The organism is Sinorhizobium fredii NGR234, from assembly GCF_000018545.1.
GTDB lineage: Bacteria > Pseudomonadota > Alphaproteobacteria > Rhizobiales > Rhizobiaceae > Sinorhizobium > Sinorhizobium fredii_A.
The window spans coordinates 484,541-501,630 of record NC_012586.1 but is presented as its reverse complement, the minus strand read 5'-3'; the positions used below and the strand labels follow the sequence as shown (position 1 = coordinate 501,630).

Sequence of the window (17,090 nt, the reverse complement as noted above, 5' to 3'; positions counted from 1 at the left end):
TGTTTTCGGTTCTGACCGGTGGCTCATCAGGCAGGAGCGCGGCGGTAGCATAATTTTGATAGATGTTGATTGCAATCTATGGTGCTCTTAGATGTCATTCATAATATAAAAAATCAAGTGGCATCAGTCAAAAAATCTCGGTGAACGGCGCATCCGAAGAGAAGCACGAGTTTGATGGTGAGCAGGCAATCGGCCCCGCGTCAGTTGCGGAACGTCCCACATGGAACCAAAGAGGCTGACCCAGCAATGACACACCGAAGCGAACCCCTGACATCCACCAACCCATCGTCGAATTTGGCAAAACTCACTGGCCTTGAGTTCGTACAAAGCCTTGCAAAAGGAAGCCGGCCACGCCCACCGATGGCAGAGTTGCTGCCGTTCCTCCTCCTGCCACCGAACGAGGGCGCCGTTGAACTGAGGGCTTCTCCCGAACCACGTTTCGTCAACACGTTGAACACCGTGCACGGCGGCTGGAGCATGACTATGCTGGACACGTCTATGGCGCTCGCTGCGCATACGACGCTCAAGCCCGGTGAACTATGTCCCACCCTGGAAACGTCAGTGAAGTTCGTTCGTCCGATCCTCGCCGATAGCGGAGAATTGCGAATTGTAGGCCATGTCCTTTCGCGTAGCCGGACCATCATAATCCTGGAGGGAAGAATAGAGACGTTGCAGGGTAGAGTTCACGCGCACGGCACTTCGACTTGCATGATCATGCCGAAAGGCGGCTAGGCCTCCGTCAGCCCGATCTGTAGGAGCGACAACTGACGCTGATTGAACCGAAACGACAAATTTCAGGGGTTGACCATCAGTCACCGGGAACTGAAGCACCCGGTCATCCCGGCACCTTCGCTAAAGCCCGCAGTACGAAGTGGGTCTGGGCTTCGAGTTCAGATTTCAAATCGCCGTCCTTCGAAATCCGCTCCTCCATGAGGCGCGGGTGAACGAACGGAATTAGCGCCACCATAACGCAGCGAGCAGCGTTGCCTGCATCATCGCCCTTGAGCTCCCCAGCTTCCAAGCCCTTACGAATGGTCGCTTCAAATATCCTCGTCATTTCATCGAAGTACCACTTCGCGACCTCCCACTTGCCGTCTGTGGCGGCGACGAAAAGCTCGTGAGCGTGCCGTTCTTCCGCCAGTTGCAACTGAATATGTCGATGAAGAGCGGCAAACATCTCAGCAAGCCTGATGGTTGCCGGAACGGCCCCTTGCGAGATTTCCCGCGCGACGTCGAGAATCCTGTTGGCGATCCGAGCGCAGACACCCTGATTAATTGCCGCTCTCGTGGGAAAGAAGCGGTACACATTCGCTCGACTTATACCCAGATCGAACGCTATGTCAGCAACTGTTGTCTTGCGATGACCGACACGGCGAATCTGCTCTTCCGCGACATCCAGGATACGCTTGCGCCACTGCGCCAAAACCGCACCATCCGAATCTGCGGAATACACCCCGAGCGCTTGAGCGTCCGGTTTATGTCCACGGGATGCCCAATCGGCGTCCCGGACCATCGATGTTGAGCCGCTGTCTTTTTCCTGCATGCCAGGGTCGGCCAGGCGAGTGCATAGACTGGACATGGGGGTCACTCCGCCGCCATCGCCAGTTTTAGGTTGGGAGCCCCCTCCTCTGACTGCGGATGCGACTCCCTCTTAGGCGGCTTGATGCGGAACCAGGTCGCGTAAAGCGCCGGCAGGAACAGCAGGATCATCACTGTTCCGACGGCCGTGCCACCGATCAGCGTATAGGCCATCGATCCCCAGAAGACCGAGTGCGTCAGCGGAATAAAGGCGAGGACGGCAGCAAGGGCGGTCAGGATGACCGGCCTCGTCCTTTGCACGGTGGCTTCGATGACCGCATGGTAGTCATCCAGACCCGCCGCCTGATTTTCCTTGATCTGTTCCGTCAGGATCAAGGTGTTGCGCATGAGGATGCCGGCCAATCCAATCAAGCCGAGGATGGCGTTGAAACCGAAGGGTTGGTTGAAGATGAGCAAGACCGGAACCACACCTGCGAGCCCGAGCGGCCCCGTCAGCATCACCATGGTCATCGTCGACAGGCTCCGAACCTGAAGGATGATGACGATAAGCATGGCGGCAATCATGGCAGGGAAAATCTGAACAAGTGCCACGTTCGCTTTCAGTGACTCTTCAATGTTGCCACCCATTTCGATGCGATAGCCAACAGGCAAAGAGGAGATCAGCGGCTGAAGTGCCAGCATGACTTGCTGCGAAACTTCCGGCGGCTGCGTTGCCTCGTTGATGTCCGAGCGGATGGTGATGACCGGAGTGCGGTCGCGGCGCTTCATGATCGGCTCTTCGAAGCGGATCTCGGAGTGGCCAATCTGATCGAGCGGAACCGGACGGCCATTCCTGCTCATCAGCGAGAAGTCCGCCAGCCTCGAAGGATCGAGCCTGTTTTCACCGGCGCTGCGCGCGACTACCGGAACGTTACGAATGTTTTCGCGAACCTGCGTGATTGGCACCCCACTCAGCAACAACTGCATCTGTTGGGCGGCTTCCGAAGGAGAAAGGCCGATAAGGTTGAGCCGGTCCTGATCGGGAATAAAGCGCAGTACAGGTGTGCGATTGCCCCAGTCGCGGTTTGCTTGGCGAACGTCGGGCACAGTCTTCATGATTGCGAGGGCTTGTTCGGAGATTTTGTACAATTCATCCGGGTCAGGTCCCATGATGCGAAATTCGACTGGGAACGGCGTATAAGGGCCGAATACGAGCTGTGTTACCCGCACATAGGCTTCCGGAGCAAGCCCGCCCGCAATTGCCTCCCGCAGGCGATGCTTCAAGGCTTCGCGTCCATGCGCATCGGGTGTCAGCACGACGATCTTGGCGAATGCCGGGTCTGGCAATTCGGGTGCCATGGCAAAGAAGAAGCGCGGCGCACCCTGGCCGACGTAGCTGGTGGCAATCTTCGTTTCGGGTTGCTCTTTGAGCCAGCCTTCGAGTTTCTCGACCGTTGCAGTGGTCGTCTCGATGCTGGTTCCTTCCGGCATGCGCACTTCCACCAGAACCTCGGGGCGGTCCGACGTCGGGAAGAACTGCTGCTTTACGGACCCCATGCCGACGACGGAGACAGCCATGATAACGCCGACGAGGCCGCAGGTCAGAAACTTGTGACGGACTGCGAACTCGATAAGCCCACGAAGGCGCCGGTAGTTCGGGGTGTTGTAGATGGCGTGATGACCGCCTTCCACCGGCTTGATCGCCGGCAGCATCTTGACGCCGAGATACGGCGTGAAGATCACAGCTACGATCCACGAGACGATCAGCGCGAAACCGACGATCCAGAAGATGTTGCCGGCATATTCGCCGGCGGTAGACCGGGCAAAGCCAACCGGCATCAACCCGATGATGGTTACAAGCGTACCCGAAAGCATCGGGGCGGCCGTATGGCTCCAGGCATAGGCGGCCGCCTTGATACGGTCCATGCCTTCTTCCATCTTCACCACCATGACCTCGATGGCGATGATCGCGTCGTCCACGAGCAGACCGAGCGCCAGGATCAGCGCACCGAGTGTGATGCGGTCGAAAAATCGCCCGGTCTCCAGCATGATGAGGAAAACGACGCCAAGCGTCAGCGGAACGGCAAGCGCCACGACGATCCCGACGCGCCAGCCAAGGCTAACGAGGCTAACGAACAGGACGACGCCGAGTGCCATGGCGAACTTCAGCATGAATTCGCCGACGGCTTCCTGAATGTTCACCGCCTGGTCGCTCACCTTTGCGAGCGTGATGCCAAGCGGCAGACTATCCGCAATTTTGGAGGATCGTTCTTCCAGCGCCTTGCCGAGTTCCAGCCCGTTCCAGCCCTGCTGCATCACCACCCCAAGCATGATGGCGGGCTCGCCGTCATGGCGAATGATATAGGTAGCCGGGTCCTGATATCCACGGCGCACCTCGGCGAAGTCAGACAGCTTCAGGACGCGTCCGGCCGCGACGATCGGCGTCTCGGCAATCGACTCGATGCTGTCATAGGCACCATCGAACCGAATGAAGACTTGCGGCCCCTGCGTATCGATCGATCCGGCCGGTGTGACGGTATTGCGCCGTTGCAGGGCAGCAGCGATATCTTGCGCCGAGATCCCGAGGGTTGCCAGCTTGGAATAGGAAAACTCGACGAAAATCTGTTCCGGCTGCTCGCCGAGAATGTTGATCTTTTTAACGCCCGGGACGTGAAGCATGTCCTGGCGTATCGTCTCGACCTGACGAACAAGGTCACGCATCGCCATGCCCTTTGCTTTCAAGGCATAAAGGGCGAAGCTGACATCGGAGTATTCGTCATTGACGAAAGGACCGATGACACCGGGAGGAAGATTTCGAGCTTCATCGCCGAGTTTTTTGCGCGCCTGGTAGAATTCCCCCTCGACTGCCGACGCGGGAGTATTGTCCTTGAGCGTCACTGTCAGGAAGGCGTAGCCCGGCCGCGTGGTCGTTTCCACGCGATCATACCAGGTCAGTTCCTGAAGGCGCTTTTCGAGCGGCTCGGCGACAAGATCCTGCATCTCGCGCGCGGTCGCGCCCGGCCAAACGGTTGTGACGGTCAGCGTCTTGATGGTGAATGACGGGTCTTCTGCTCGGCCCAGCTTGACAAAGGCATAGGCGCCGGCGGCGGCCAGCAGGACGATGAAGAACAGGGTGACAGCTCGCTCGCGGACAGCAAGCGCGGAGAGGTTGAAGCTCATCAGTTGGCCGCCTCTGCTTTTTCCACGCCGGTGCGCACGCTTGCTCCGTCCCGAAGCAAATGCGCTCCAAGGGCAACGATCGCTTCCCCGGCCGTCAGGTTCGAGACTATGGCCTTCTCCTCGCCGATCCGTTCGACCTTCACTTCCCGGAAATGAACGCTGGAACCCTGCTCATCCAAAACCCAGACACCGGTGCGGGCGCCGTCATCGAGAAGCGCGCCAACGGGGACTTCGGCATGTGATTTGGCCGCTTCGTTCTGCAGGCTTATCGTGACCGTTGCCCCCAAGGGCGCGGACGCCGCAGAACCCTGCAATACCCAGCGCGTTTCATAGGTCCGAGTTTGAGGATCGGCGGCATCGGAGATCTGCCTGAGTGCCGCGTTTTCTGCCGTGCTCCGGCCATAGATGGTGGCCTGCGCCACGGCGCCAATCTCGGGTCTGAGATTTTCGGGCAGCCAAACGAGCGCTTCGCGGGGCCCTGATTTCGCCAGCCGAATGACCGGCTGGCCCGCCGAGACTACCTGCCCCGGCTCGCCGAGCGTTTCAACGATCGTGCCGTCCGCGTCCGCGACGAGAACCGCATAAGCCGCCTCGTTCTCTGCAACTTTCGCTTCTGCTTCGGCCGCGGCGAGCTGGGCAGTCGCGGTATCGAGCACTGCCTTCGACTGTTCGTATCTCTGCGGAGACGCTGCCAGGCTGTTCTTGACCAGGGCAGCATAGCGTCGCTCGTCGGCCTGCACCTGGATGAATGTTGCCTTGGCCGCAGCAACAGCATTGCGCTTTGCCGACAGAGCGAGACGCAGATCGGTGTCGTCAACCCGCATCAGCGGCTGCCCGGCTTTGACTTCTTCGCCAAGGCCGACAAGCCGTTCGACGATCTTGCCGGGGACTCGAAAGCCGAGATCGCTCTGCACCCGGGCAGCAACCGTGCCGGTGAAGCTTCGGTTTGCTGCGTCTGGGGTCTTGACCTTCGTCACACTGACGAGCGGAGCCAGGCTGCGGGGATCTGCGGCCTCAGCATCCCTGCTCGTCGAGGGGAGAAGGAAAATTGCAGCGGCGACAGCGACCAGGGCGGCCACTGCCACGGTTGATAGGAGGATTTTTCGTTTCATCGCACTGGCCTTCTTGACGGGGGCGGCATAATTCTTAGATTGCCCTCTAACTCTAAAAGAAGTATAGATGTCAACTGAAATCTAAAGGAGGCGATCATGAGAGTCAGTCGTGCCCAGGCCGAAGCGAACCGTGAGACGGTCATCAACGTCGCCAGCAGGCTCTTTCGTGAGCGCGGCTTCGATGGCATCGGCCTCAAGGATTTGATGAAGGGTGCCGGTCTTACCCAGGGCGGCTTCTATAAGCAGTTCGAATCCAAGGATGATCTGGTAGCACTTGCGTCGCGGCGCGCGATGGAAAGCGCGACCCGCAGGTGGTCCTCGGTCGCTGCTTCGAGCCGGGATCCGCTCCAAGGCGTCATCGACCTTTATCTTTCGGCAGGACACCGTGGGGAAACTGGAGATGGCTGCCCCTTGGTCGCCCTCGGATCCGATGCTGCTCGCCAGAGCGTAGACGTCCGCAAACCGTTTCAGGATGGCATTAAAGCCCACCTGCAGGTTCTCGAAGAACTGATGCCGGCCAGCGGCGACGATGACGATGGTTCCCGCAAGGCCATGGCGATGCTCGCGCTCATGGTTGGCGCCGTCACTCTGTCGCGCATCCTGACGGACGAGAAGCTGGCGGACCGTCTCCTTGAAGCAGCGGCGGCTGAAGCAAAGCGTGTCGCGGCCATGGAGCCGGCCGAGTAACGAGCGGAGTGACAAGTTCTCAAGCGGTTCAGCATCCGCTGTCCGCGAGTTTGCGGGTTTTATTTCTGGAGTCATCATGCGTCGTGTCGTCGTAACAGGAATGGGAGCGGTCAGTCCGCTCGGTGCCAACGTCAGCAGCACTTGGAGCCGCCTGCTCGCGGGCAAGTCTGGCATCCACCGTCTTCCTGACGAGGTCGTCGGCGATCTGCCCGCCAAGGTCGGAGGCGTTGTCCCCTTCCTGGAAGAGGATGCCGAAGCTGGCTTCGATCCGGACAGGGTCTTGCCGCCGAAGGATCAGCGCAAGGTCGACCGATTCATCCTCTTCGCAATGGCGGCGGCAGACGAAGCCCTTGCGCAAGCCCGGTGGAGACCTGTCTCGGAAGAGGACCGCCTCAGAACGGCGACGATCATAGCCTCCGGGATCGGAGGCTTTCCAGCGATCACGGATGCGGTGCGCACCGTCGATCAGAAAGGGCCGCGGCGCCTTTCACCCTTCACCATTCCATCGTTCCTGGTGAACCTCGCGGCAGGCCAGGTATCCATCCGACATGGTCTCAAGGGACCGCTGGGAGCTCCTGTGACAGCATGTGCGGCCGGCGTCCAGGCAATCGGTGACGCGGCCCGGATGATCCGGGCGAACGAGGCTGACATTGCCGTCTGTGGCGGCACGGAAGCGTGCATGAACACCGTAAGCCTCGGGGGCTTCGCCGCCGCCCGGGCTCTTTCAACCGGGTTCAATGAAAGCCCTGCCCTCGCGTCCAGACCATTCGACATGATGCGTGACGGTTTCGTAATGGGTGAAGGCGCGGGAGTCTTGGTGCTCGAATCCCTGAGCCATGCGCTGGCTCGCGGGGCCGAGCCGCTGGCTGAACTGGTGGGCTATGGAACAACGGCGGATGCCTATCATGTTACCTCCGGTCCCGAGGACGGATCCGGCGCCGCAAGAGCGATGCAAATTGCCATCGGGCAGGCAGGTATTTCCCCGCATGAGATCCAACATCTCAACGCTCACGCCACATCGACCCCGCTCGGCGATCGCGGAGAAATCGGGGCTATCAAGACAGTGTTCGGTTCGACAGCAGGGATCGCAGTCAGTGGCACGAAGTCCGCAACCGGGCACCTCCTTGGCGCCGCGGGTGGGCTGGAGGCAATCTTCACGATCCTGGCACTCAGGGATCAGGTCGCACCGCCCACGCTGAACCTGAATGCGCCCGATCCCGCTGGCGACGGAATCGACTTCGTCGCGAGCAAGTCCCGGCCACTACAGATGGACTATGCAATCACCAACGGATTTGGGTTCGGAGGCGTGAATGCGAGTGCCCTGTTCCGGCGTTGGAGCGAATGATCGGCCTAAACCACAGGTCCGAAAGGTGAAGCCCCAGAGCGGTGCTGCTCCGAAGAACGATACGACGACGCTCTGGGACCCGCGAACCCGCGCCGGAGGCGACTTGCCGACGCGGACTCTCGTCCTGTCTTCGGGACGCCTTCGCGAGGATCGCCCTCGACGTCGATGGAAGGGGCAATCACTGCTTCGCATCTGTCGACGCGGCAATATAGCAGGGTTGTCGAGCGACGGGTGTCGAGCATCGGGCTTGATCCCAAACGCTACGACACGCATTCAATGAGGCGGACGAAGGCCGCACACATCTACAAGAAGACAGGCAACCTGCGCGCCGTCCAGCTCTTGCTCGGCCACAAGAAGCTGGAGAGCACCATACAATACCTCGGAATCGAGGTGGACGACGCCCTGGCCATCTCTGAGCAAGTTGAATTGTAGTGCTCAATGGCGGCGCCTCGAACAGAGGCGCCGCCCTGTGGCCACGCGAAACGCGAGGTGCGGTCGCGTCGGCTTTCTGCCGCAACAGAGAAATCCGCCTCACCCAGTGCCGCGAAGGGCCGTCTTCATCTCCACGCCGTCGACCATGGACGCGAGAACGCGCTCCAGCGTCACCGTTCCAATCGTCTGCCTGTCAGGGTCGACAACCGCAATCTCTGTTTCCCCGGCGCGTGTCATCACCCTTGCTGCTTCTTCTAATGTGGCGCCTACCGGCACCGAAACTCTCGGCACTGAAGCGGCGGTGCGCGGTCCGAGCGCGATCGTCTCGATTTTGAGCACCCGCGCGCGGTTCACTTCCCTGACGAAGCTTGCGATGTATTCATTGGCGGGGGTCATCACAATTTCTTGGCCGGTTCCCTGCTGCACCACCTCACCGTCTCGCAAGATCGCAATCCGATCGCCCAGTCTCAGCGCTTCGTCGAGATCGTGGGTGATGAACACGATCGTTTTCTTGATCTCCTTCTGGAGGTCGAGCAGCACTGTTTGCATGTCCATGCGAATGAGGGGGTCGAGCGCAGAAAAGGCCTCGTCCATGAGGAGAATCGGCGCATCGTTCGCGAGCGCTCGGGCAAGTCCGACCCGCTGCTGCATTCCGCCCGAAAGCTGGTTCGGATATTTCCGTTCAAAACCCTTGAGCCCCACACGTTCGATCCACCGCATCGCGCAATCTACCTGACGTGTGCGCGGCGCCCCTTGAATCTCCAGGCCGTAAAGCGCGTTTTCCACAACGGTACGGTGCGGAAGAAGGGCGAACTTCTGGAACACCATCGCCGTTCTGTGCCGACGGAATTCGCGCAGTTGCTTCGAGTCCATCTTCACCACGTCTTCGCTGCCAATGAGGACCTCGCCCGATGTCGGATCGATCAGGCGATTGATGTGGCGGATCAGCGTGGATTTCCCCGAGCCGGAAAGACCCATGATCACCTGAATCCCGCCAGCCGGCATGGAGATGTTGATGTCCCTCAACCCGAGAATATGACCGTAGCGACTGTTCAGTTCGGCTTTGGTGAGACCGTCTTCCACCAGCTTGATATAGTCTGCGCCGTCGGGCCCGAATATCTTGTAGAGGTGTTTGATCTCGATACCCAAACCACCGATTTTTCGATTACCCATGAACAATCTCCCGATGCTTCTGTAGTCGCAGACCATAGGCCTGGCTGACCCGGTCGAAGATGATGGCGATACCGACGATGGCGAGGCCGTTGAAGATGCCGAGCGTAAAATATTGGTTGGCGATCGCCTTCAGCACCGGCTGGCCGAGACCCTGCACGCCGATCATCGAGGCGATGACGACCATGGCGAGCGCCATCATGATCGTCTGGTTGATGCCGGCCATGAGAGTGGGCAGCGCGAGCGGCATCTGCACGTTCTTCAGCTTCTGCCAGTTCGACGAACCGAAGGCGTCGGCCGCTTCCAAGACGTCCTTATCGACGAGGCGGATGCCGAGATTGGTAAGCCGGATCATCGGCGGAATGGCGTAGATGATGACGGCGATCAGGCCGGGAACCTTGCCGATACCGAGCAGCATGACGACCGGAATCAAGTACACGAAACTCGGCATCGTCTGCATGACGTCGAGGATCGGGTTGAGAGCATTCTGCACCCGATCGGAGCGCGACATGACGATACCGATCGGTATGCCGATAACAATGGAGAGGACCGTACAGACGAAGATCATCGAGACTGTCTTCATGGTGTCGTCCCACATGTCGAAGTAGCCGATGAGGAGCAGCGTGCCGACGGCGCCGGTGACGATCTTCCAGTTTCGGCTAGCGAGCCAGGCGATGAGGCCGATCAGCAGCAGAATGATCGGCCACGGCGTGCGCGTCATGAAGCGCTCGGACCAGATCAGAAAGTGCTGCAACGGCTCGAAGATGGATTCGATGCTGTCCCCATAGGCGCGGGTGAAAGCGCGAAAGCCCTCGTCGATTGCCTTCTTGAGGTTGCGAAGCCCGTTAGCATCCATCGTCGGAAATTTCATGAACCAATCCATGCCGATCCCTTTCTCGCCTTGTTGGCCGTTGCTGGCCGCAAAGCATCCCCGCATCGGCGCGCCAGAAGGCGCGCCGGCCGATTGTTAGATGAGGTGTTGCTTAGAGCGCGGCTTTGATATTTTCCGCCACTTCCGGCGAGACCCACTGGGTCCAGAGCGCTTCGTTCTCTTCCAGAAAGTGCTTGGCGCCATCCTCGCCGGTCGCCTGGTTATCGGTCATCCAGGCCATCAGTTTATTGACCGTGTCGTTCGTCCAGGAGCGCTTGCCGAGATAGCCCATGACCTCGGCGCCCGCGCGATCCGAGAAACCTTTGGTGACAAGTGTCTGGACCTTGTCCTTCGGCCAATCGTTCTTCTTCGGGTCGGCGCAGTCGGCAACCGTGTTGCACCGCTTCCATTCTGCCGCGTTGAAAGCGACGCCGTGGTCGAGCTTCACCATGGCGTACTTGCCGAGCAGCGCAGTCGGTGCCCAATAATAGCCGACCCAGCCTTCCTTGCGCTCGTAAGCCTTGGCGATCGAGCCGTCGAGGCCGGCGGCCGAGCCGGTGTCGATCAGCGTGAAGTTGGCTGCCGCACCGCCATAGGCCTTGTAGAGTTGGCCGGTCACAACCGTCCCGCCCCAACCGGCCGGGCCGTTGTGAACGGCGCCCTTGCTCTTGTCTTCTGGGTCAGGGAAAAGTTCCGGATGCTTGAGGGCGTCGTCGATCGTCTTGATGTCGGGGTGGGCGTCTGCGACATATTTCGGGATCCACCAGCCCTGCACGCCACCGTCGGAGAGCGAGTCGGCGGCGGCGACGAGTTTACCGTCCCCGATACCGCCGTTGACGACCTCCGGCAGCAGACCGACCCAGCCTTCAGGCGCGACATCCGGCTCACCCTTCTCGATCATCGAGGTGATCGTCGGGACCGTGTCGCCCACGATAATTTCGGCGTTGCAGCCATAGCCTTCGGTCAGGATGAATTTGTCGAGCGCGGCAAGGACCTCGGCGCTCTGCCAGTTCATGCTGGCGATGGTCACGTCGCCGCAGGCGGCGTTGGCTGTGCCCGTCACGGCCAGGTAGCCGGCAATGAGGCAGGTAGAAGCAAGCAGTTTCTTCATCGTGTTTCCTCCCAATACGATGTCCGTTCTTCGCCCCTGACGCCATCGCCAAACATCGAGGGACTGTCGGGCGGCTCCGGCTCCTCCACGAACCGGCACCACCGTTATCCGTCAGCTCGGCAGATACTCCGCGCTCCATGTTTCGCTTGCCGTTCCCGAAGCGATCATCCGATCGATCTCAGCATCGGTGTAATTCAGGGCCTTGAGGACCGAGCGCGTCGAGGCGCCGTATTTTTCCGCCGGAGTCACTGCGATGACCTTGCCGACCGCCGGCCGGATCGCGAAGGGATCAAGCTGGGTCACCGTGTGACCACTCGGATGGTCGGGGAAGATCGAAAAGGAATAGCTGCCACGGTCGGTACCCGGAGTTCCGTCCGAAACCCTCGCACTCCTGGCCCTAATCGTCTCGATGTTCTCGCAAAGCGACACGCCGACATCGGCCTGTAACAATCGGTGCTGCCAGGTTTCGGCCGGTGCGGACATGAAGGCGCGGGCAAGCCAGCCTTCGCGGTCTGGCACCGCGACCGAAGCGAGCCTCTCCAGCCCTTCAACAGTTACAAGCCGCGGCAGATCCGCCTCGGTTGCGCATAGGAGAATATAGTCACCGGATCCGGTCTCGTAGAGCCGCGACAGGGCGTCATACCCTTTGATGTCACGGCCGGACGGCTCGTCGAAGGGCCCGCGCCCCTCGTATTCGTAGCAGAACGGAATCTGCGCAAGTCCGGTCAGCGCCGAAAGGGAAGTCCGTGGCCGGCCGACGATACCCGTCTTCGATTTCTGATAGAGGGCAGCCGCCACACCCAGAGCGGCTCCAAAGCCGCACATGACATCGATCGTGCCAACATGCGCATGCTCTTCCGGCGTCTGCATCGATCCGCCAAAACGCAGCATGATGCCCGTTGCCGACTGGACCAGATCGTCATAGCCGAGATAGTCGGTGCGCGGCCCCTTCCTCACGCCGCCGAAGCAGTCGAGCTGGCAGAAGATCGCATTCGGATTGAGCGCCTCCAGGCTCTCGGCATCGAGGCCCATCCACTTCACTTGCCGATCGGTGGCGTTCCAGACCACGACATCAACGGATTTTACCAAGTGCTCGAAGACCACTCGCCCGTCGGGCGAGCCGATATTCAAGAGAACTGACTGCTTGCCGCACATATGCGACATGCCGAAAATCACGGTATTCCAGCAGTCGTAAAGCGGCTTGGCGGGGTCGATCTTGATGACCTCCGCCCCGAAGCGGGCGAGATAGGCGACCGAATGGGGACCGGCTATGACGTTGCACAGGTCGAGCACCTTTACGCCATCCAGCCAGCCTCCGGAGTTGCTCGACGTCGCGGCCGGTATCTTCAACGAGCCCGTGCGGGACAGCAGTTCCACCGCTTCATCGACAGATCCCCACCGTCGCGGTTGCGGCGTAAGCATGGCTTCGGCGCTTTCCTGGAGCCAAGTCAAAGGCCCCGGCTGCGTCATGCGTCCGTAAACCGGATCGTCGACCTCGATCATCAGCCCCGCGGCGTTGGCGTGATCATCGCTGATCCACTCCTTCAGCCAGCGCTGCGGCGCGCCCGGAAACAGACCTTCCCCAAAAATGCGTTCCCACTCTGCCGCCGTCTTCGTCAGGAAAACCTCTTTCATCCGAGCCGCGATTTTGTCGGCCCAGTGTTTCGGCAGGGGGTAAACGCCCAGCGAGACATCCGAAGACCACTGCGAAACCGGCAGGTAAGTGTCTTCCTCTTCGCGAAGACCCTCGGCGGCGAGCTCATCGTAGAGGCCCAGGGCCTGCAGGCAGCGCTTTGCATGATTCCTGTGGCTGGGGCAGACGACGTAGAACATGCGCCCATCGCTGCACAGGTAGCTGCGATAGAAGGGATCCAGAAACTGCTGGAGGTCCTCGTAGGACATGTCCATCGGCAAGCCTTCGCGCTGCCGCCGCTCGATCTCTCGCTCGCGTTGGGTCTGGTAGCGCAGCGGATAGTCGTCGATCTTGATCGAGTTGTAGGAGAGCCCCTCCATCACCGCGCTTGCCAGTGGCACCTCGATATGGTCGCCGTGGCCGGTGCGTTCCCGTGCCTGGAGCGCGAGCACCGTCGCGGAGGCCGCCAGCATTGTGCCATAGGCGGAGGCCAACGGCAGCGGCGAGAAGGACGGGTTGATGCCCATCAACACCCGGTTCAGCCCCATATCGGTGAAGACACCGGAGGACGCCGCGATCACCGTTTCGAAAGCCCGCCAATCGCGGCGCAACTGGTCGTTGGAGCCAAAACCGGGGATCGACAGGGTAATCAGCTCCGGGCGCACCGTGCGCAACGCTTCAAAATCGAGGCCGAGCCGGGCCATGACGCCGGGGCGGAAATTCTCGATGACAACATCGGCTCCGGCAATGAGCGCCCTCGCCTCTTCAAGCCCATGCGCGGTCTTCAGATCGATGGTGACGATCAGCTTGTTGCGATTGAGGATTGCGTTGGCGGGATTGTCCCACATGGGACCTCCGGGTGGGTCGACATGCACGACGGTTGCGCCGAGATCGCCGAGGATCATGGCCACCGCTGGCCCGGCGATATATTGGCCGAAGTCGACCACCCGAACGCCGGAAAGCGGAAGCGCCGAACGCGAGATCGATGTCATTGAAGTGTCCTCCCAAAGTATTTCATGCGAGCTGCCGGGCTTCTTCAACGATCCAGCGCGCCGTCTTTTCCGCAATCATCAGCGTCGGGGCATTCGTGTTGCCGCTGGTGATTTTTGGCATGATGCCCGCGTCGACGACACGAAGGCCGGCGATTCCTCTCACCCGCAGGCGACTGTCGACCACCGCCGTCGGATCGTCATCGCGCCCCATCTTTGTCGTCCCGACAGGATGGAAAATCGTGTTGGCGATGTCCCCGGCGAGCTTGGCGAGTTCTTCGTCGCTCTGGAACTGGGGGCCAGGCTTCCACTCCTCCGGCCGATATTTCGCAAGAGCCGACTGCGTCACGATCCTGCGGATCTGGCGGATGCTGTCGGCGGCAATCCGCCGGTCGTCTTCCGTGCTGAGATAGTTCGGCGCGATCGCCGGTGCATCGCTGGCCTTGCCGGAGCGCAGCCGGACGGTTCCGACACTCGTCGGATTGAGGTTGCAGACGCTCGCGGTAAAGGCGGGAATGCGGTGCAGCGGCTCGCCGAAGGCATCGAGGCTGAGCGGCTGGACATGAAATTCCAGATTGGCGTGGGCCTGCGCTGCATCCGACCGGGTGAAGGCGCCAAGTTGGGAGGGCGCCATGCTCATCGGGCCGCTGCGCCGTAATGCATATTCAAGCCCGATCATCGCCTTCCCTATCAGGCTGTTGGCAATCGTGTTCAGTGTTTTCGCATTGCCGACCTTGTAGACGGCGCGAATCTGCAAGTGATCCTGCAGGTTTTCTCCCACGCCAGGTAGATCATGCACCACCTCTATGCCGTGGCGCTTCAGCAGGTGTGCCGGCCCAATGCCCGACAATTGCAAGATATGCGGAGAGCCGATCGCGCCGGCGGAAAGGATGACCTCCTTCTTGGCGCGTACCTCCACCCTGTCCCCCCGACGGCTCAGAACGACGCCGGCGCAGCGCGTGCGCCCTGAAGCGTCCGTCTCCAACATCAGCCTCTCGACATGCGACTGCGTCCAGATGCTGAGGTTCGGCCGAGTTTTGGCAGGGCGGAGGAAGGCTTTCGACGTATTCCAGCGCCAGCCGGATCTCTGATTCACTTCGAAATAGCCGACGCCTTCATTGTCACCGCTGTTGAAATCGTCCGAACGCGGGATGCCGGCCTGAACGGCCGCCTCGGCAAAGGACTCCAGGATGTCCCATTTCAGCCGCTGCTTCTCGACACGCCATTCACCGCCATGACCGTGCATGTCGGAGAACCGACTGTTGCCGCCCGTCTGATAATCCGCGCCGCCGTCCAGGCGGTAGTGATCCTCATGGGCTTTGAAGTCCGGCAGAGAATTCTCCCACGACCAGGCATCGTCTCCCGTTGCCGCGGCCCAGCCGTCAAAGTCGCGGGCCTGCCCGCGCATATAGATCATGCCATTGATGGAGGAGCAGCCGCCGAGCGTCTTGCCGCGGGGATAGCGTAGCGACCGGCCATTCAGCCCGGCGTCCGGCTCGGTCTTGAATAGCCAATCGGTGCGCGGATTGCCGATGCAATAGAGGTAGCCGACAGGGATATGGATCCAGGGATAATCATCCTTCCTGCCCGCTTCCAGCAAAAGCACGCGCGTCGCGGGATCGCGGCTGAGACGGTTTGCCAGCAGGCAGCCGGCAGAGCCTCCACCGACGACGATGTAGTCGAACTCCAGATTGTTGTCGCGCACGGCGGACGTCTGTTTCATCGGGCGAACGCTCCTGCGCATCGAGACACAGGCTTATAAAGATCGATCGGTAATAGGCTCATTTCCCACGCCTCCCTCGTCCTTTCTCAGATAAAACTTGAATCCGAGAGAAATCCAATTAGAAGTGCGACAAAACATTATAAGCGGGACTAATATGCCTCACCCGATCGACTTGAAGACCCTGAGAGCGTTTGTTGCGGTGGCTCGCGAAGGAAATGTCACGCGCGCTTCCGAGCAACTGCACCTCACCCAGCCCGCTCTCAGCCAGCACCTGAAACGTCTTGCCTCCGATACAGGCGTCACCCTGTTCCGGCGCACGTCCAAGGGATTGGAACTGACCCATCAGGGCGCGTTGCTGGCCGCGAAGGCCGAACAGGTGTTCGCCGCTCTCCAAGATTTCGGGCAGACGGCCCGACATTTAGGCGCGCAGGTGCGCGGCAAGCTCAGGATCGGCACGATCATCGATCCGGAGTTCACCAGGCTTGGCGGTTTTCTGAAGGCCCTCGTCGACAGCGGACCTGGGATCGAAACGGAGCTTCGCCACGGCATGAGCGGCGATGTGCCGGAAGGGCTCCGGCGAAACGAACTGGATGTCGGCTTTTTCCTTGGCGATATCAGAGACTTCGATCCAGTGGCAAGCGCCACTGCGGACGGAAGCGACAGCCTCTTTCACGTTCGCGAACTGGCCCGACTGACCTACCGCGTCGTCGCGCCGCCATCGCTCGCGGCTTTTGTACGTGGACAGGACTGGGTTGCCCTTGCGGCCCTGCCGTGGATCGGCACGCCGCACGCGTCCGTCCACAATCGCCTTTTAAGCGAGGTGTTTGGAAAGCTAGGGGTCCGCCAAAACATCGTCGCATCCGTCGATCAGGAGCCATCCATGCTTGCGATGGTCCGCACGGGTCTTGGGCTAAGCCTCTGCCGAGAATCCCTTGCACTACATGAGCAGCAAGCACACGGTCTTGTAATTGCCGACAAGGTCGCAATCGAAACGGCTTTGAGTTTCGTGTGCTTGGGTGCGCGCATGGACGATCCGGCTATCAAGATTGCATTTGACGCTGTCAACCGCGTGTGGAACTGAGGTTGAACCCGGCGTGCAAATGACGCGCGAATCACCAGGCGGGCCGAACGCAAGGGCTCGGCCACGAACGTCTTTGAAGATCCCACTCCCGGGCCGGCCGACAACATCCCCGATTCGAGCCAGTTGTTCGAGGCGACGCGCAAGCTTTCGACAATCCAACCGGACGGCGGTGCTGCCGATCGCTGTTGCCGCCCTATCTCCGTCGCTGTCGCCGGCGCCACGACGCTTCCGTACAAGG

General features: G+C 60.4%; 12 protein-coding genes and 1 pseudogene. 5 read left to right on the top strand and 8 right to left on the bottom strand.

Annotated features, from left to right (window positions below; genetic code table 11):
- The first annotated feature begins 174 nt into the window (after nt 1-174).
- Nucleotides 175-732, top strand: a complete 558-nt coding sequence (locus NGR_RS02415; RefSeq protein ID WP_348774919.1) for a PaaI family thioesterase — start codon at nt 175-177, stop codon at nt 730-732.
- Between the two features lie 103 nt (nt 733-835).
- On the opposite strand, the gene NGR_RS02410 is transcribed toward NGR_RS02415, so the two are convergent.
- Genes NGR_RS02410 through NGR_RS02400 form a run of 3 tightly spaced genes read right to left on the bottom strand, consistent with a single transcriptional unit; the run spans nt 836 to nt 5,810 of the window.
- Nucleotides 836-1,543, bottom strand: coding sequence for a TetR/AcrR family transcriptional regulator (locus NGR_RS02410; RefSeq protein WP_240545098.1), 708 nt, complete (start codon nt 1,541-1,543; stop codon nt 836-838).
- Between the two features lie 41 nt (nt 1,544-1,584).
- Entirely contained in the window at nt 1,585-4,698 is a 3,114-nt protein-coding gene (locus tag NGR_RS02405) for an efflux RND transporter permease subunit (protein ID WP_012706554.1), read from the bottom strand.
- Nucleotides 4,698-5,810, bottom strand: a complete 1,113-nt coding sequence (locus NGR_RS02400; RefSeq protein WP_012706553.1) for an efflux RND transporter periplasmic adaptor subunit — start codon at nt 5,808-5,810, stop codon at nt 4,698-4,700. The genes NGR_RS02405 and NGR_RS02400 overlap by 1 nt, the downstream gene beginning before the upstream one ends.
- A 96-nt stretch (nt 5,811-5,906) precedes the next feature.
- On the opposite strand from NGR_RS02400, the gene NGR_RS02395 reads away from it, so the two are divergent.
- The 3 genes and pseudogenes from NGR_RS02395 to NGR_RS02385 form a co-directional block, all read left to right on the top strand.
- Nucleotides 5,907-6,497 carry a TetR/AcrR family transcriptional regulator gene (locus NGR_RS02395; protein ID WP_012706552.1) on the top strand — a complete coding sequence of 197 codons (591 nt, stop codon included), beginning with the start codon at nt 5,907-5,909 and terminating at the stop codon, nt 6,495-6,497.
- Between the two features lie 76 nt (nt 6,498-6,573).
- Complete coding sequence (gene fabF / locus NGR_RS02390; RefSeq protein ID WP_012706551.1) at nt 6,574-7,842, top strand: beta-ketoacyl-ACP synthase II; 1,269 nt, start codon at nt 6,574-6,576, stop codon at nt 7,840-7,842.
- A gap of 189 nt (nt 7,843-8,031) precedes the next feature.
- A pseudogene (locus NGR_RS02385) lies at nt 8,032-8,274 on the top strand (tyrosine-type recombinase/integrase); the annotation flags it as partial.
- Between the two features lie 99 nt (nt 8,275-8,373).
- On the opposite strand, the gene NGR_RS02380 reads toward NGR_RS02385, so the two are convergent.
- The 5 genes from NGR_RS02380 to NGR_RS02360 form a co-directional block, all read right to left on the bottom strand.
- Nucleotides 8,374-9,447: a quaternary amine ABC transporter ATP-binding protein gene (locus tag NGR_RS02380; protein WP_012706549.1), complete on the bottom strand. Its 1,074-nt coding sequence runs from the start codon at nt 9,445-9,447 to the stop codon at nt 8,374-8,376.
- The gene (locus tag NGR_RS02375) at nt 9,440-10,327 is read right to left on the bottom strand and encodes an ABC transporter permease (protein ID WP_012706548.1); all 888 of its coding nucleotides are present in this window, start codon (nt 10,325-10,327) and stop codon (nt 9,440-9,442) included. Before NGR_RS02375 ends, NGR_RS02380 begins: the two co-directional genes overlap by 8 nt.
- 100 nt (nt 10,328-10,427) lie before the next feature.
- Nucleotides 10,428-11,426 carry an ABC transporter substrate-binding protein gene (locus NGR_RS02370; protein ID WP_012706547.1) on the bottom strand — a complete coding sequence of 333 codons (999 nt, stop codon included), beginning with the start codon at nt 11,424-11,426 and terminating at the stop codon, nt 10,428-10,430.
- Between the two features lie 111 nt (nt 11,427-11,537).
- Nucleotides 11,538-14,051: a CoA transferase gene (locus NGR_RS02365; protein ID WP_012706546.1), complete on the bottom strand. Its 2,514-nt coding sequence runs from the start codon at nt 14,049-14,051 to the stop codon at nt 11,538-11,540.
- 22 nt (nt 14,052-14,073) lie between these two features.
- Complete coding sequence (locus NGR_RS02360; RefSeq protein ID WP_012706545.1) at nt 14,074-15,771, bottom strand: GMC family oxidoreductase; 1,698 nt, start codon at nt 15,769-15,771, stop codon at nt 14,074-14,076.
- Between the two features lie 154 nt (nt 15,772-15,925).
- Between NGR_RS02360 and NGR_RS02355 the strand changes: the two genes are divergently transcribed.
- Entirely contained in the window at nt 15,926-16,852 is a 927-nt protein-coding gene (locus NGR_RS02355) for a LysR family transcriptional regulator (protein WP_012706544.1), read from the top strand.
- Nucleotides 16,853-17,090 lie beyond the last annotated feature (238 nt).

Bases quoted from the DNA above. Each gene is read 5' to 3' on its own strand.
- NGR_RS02360 (WP_012706545.1), bottom strand. From the start codon at position 15,771: ATGAAACAGACGTCCGCCGTGCGCGACAACAATCTGGAGTTCGACTAC.
- NGR_RS02380 (WP_012706549.1), bottom strand. From the start codon at position 9,447: ATGGGTAATCGAAAAATCGGTGGTTTGGGTATCGAGATCAAACACCTC.
- NGR_RS02405 (WP_012706554.1), bottom strand. From the start codon at position 4,698: ATGAGCTTCAACCTCTCCGCGCTTGCTGTCCGCGAGCGAGCTGTCACC.
- NGR_RS02365 (WP_012706546.1), bottom strand. From the start codon at position 14,051: ATGACATCGATCTCGCGTTCGGCGCTTCCGCTTTCCGGCGTTCGGGTG.
- NGR_RS02375 (WP_012706548.1), bottom strand. From the start codon at position 10,327: ATGGATTGGTTCATGAAATTTCCGACGATGGATGCTAACGGGCTTCGC.
- NGR_RS02395 (WP_012706552.1), top strand. From the start codon at position 5,907: ATGAGAGTCAGTCGTGCCCAGGCCGAAGCGAACCGTGAGACGGTCATC.
- NGR_RS02370 (WP_012706547.1), bottom strand. From the start codon at position 11,426: ATGAAGAAACTGCTTGCTTCTACCTGCCTCATTGCCGGCTACCTGGCC.
- NGR_RS02410 (WP_240545098.1), bottom strand. From the start codon at position 1,543: ATGCAGGAAAAAGACAGCGGCTCAACATCGATGGTCCGGGACGCCGAT.
- NGR_RS02415 (WP_348774919.1), top strand. From the start codon at position 175: ATGGTGAGCAGGCAATCGGCCCCGCGTCAGTTGCGGAACGTCCCACAT.
- NGR_RS02355 (WP_012706544.1), top strand. From the start codon at position 15,926: ATGCCTCACCCGATCGACTTGAAGACCCTGAGAGCGTTTGTTGCGGTG.
- fabF (WP_012706551.1), top strand. From the start codon at position 6,574: ATGCGTCGTGTCGTCGTAACAGGAATGGGAGCGGTCAGTCCGCTCGGT.
- NGR_RS02400 (WP_012706553.1), bottom strand. From the start codon at position 5,810: ATGAAACGAAAAATCCTCCTATCAACCGTGGCAGTGGCCGCCCTGGTC.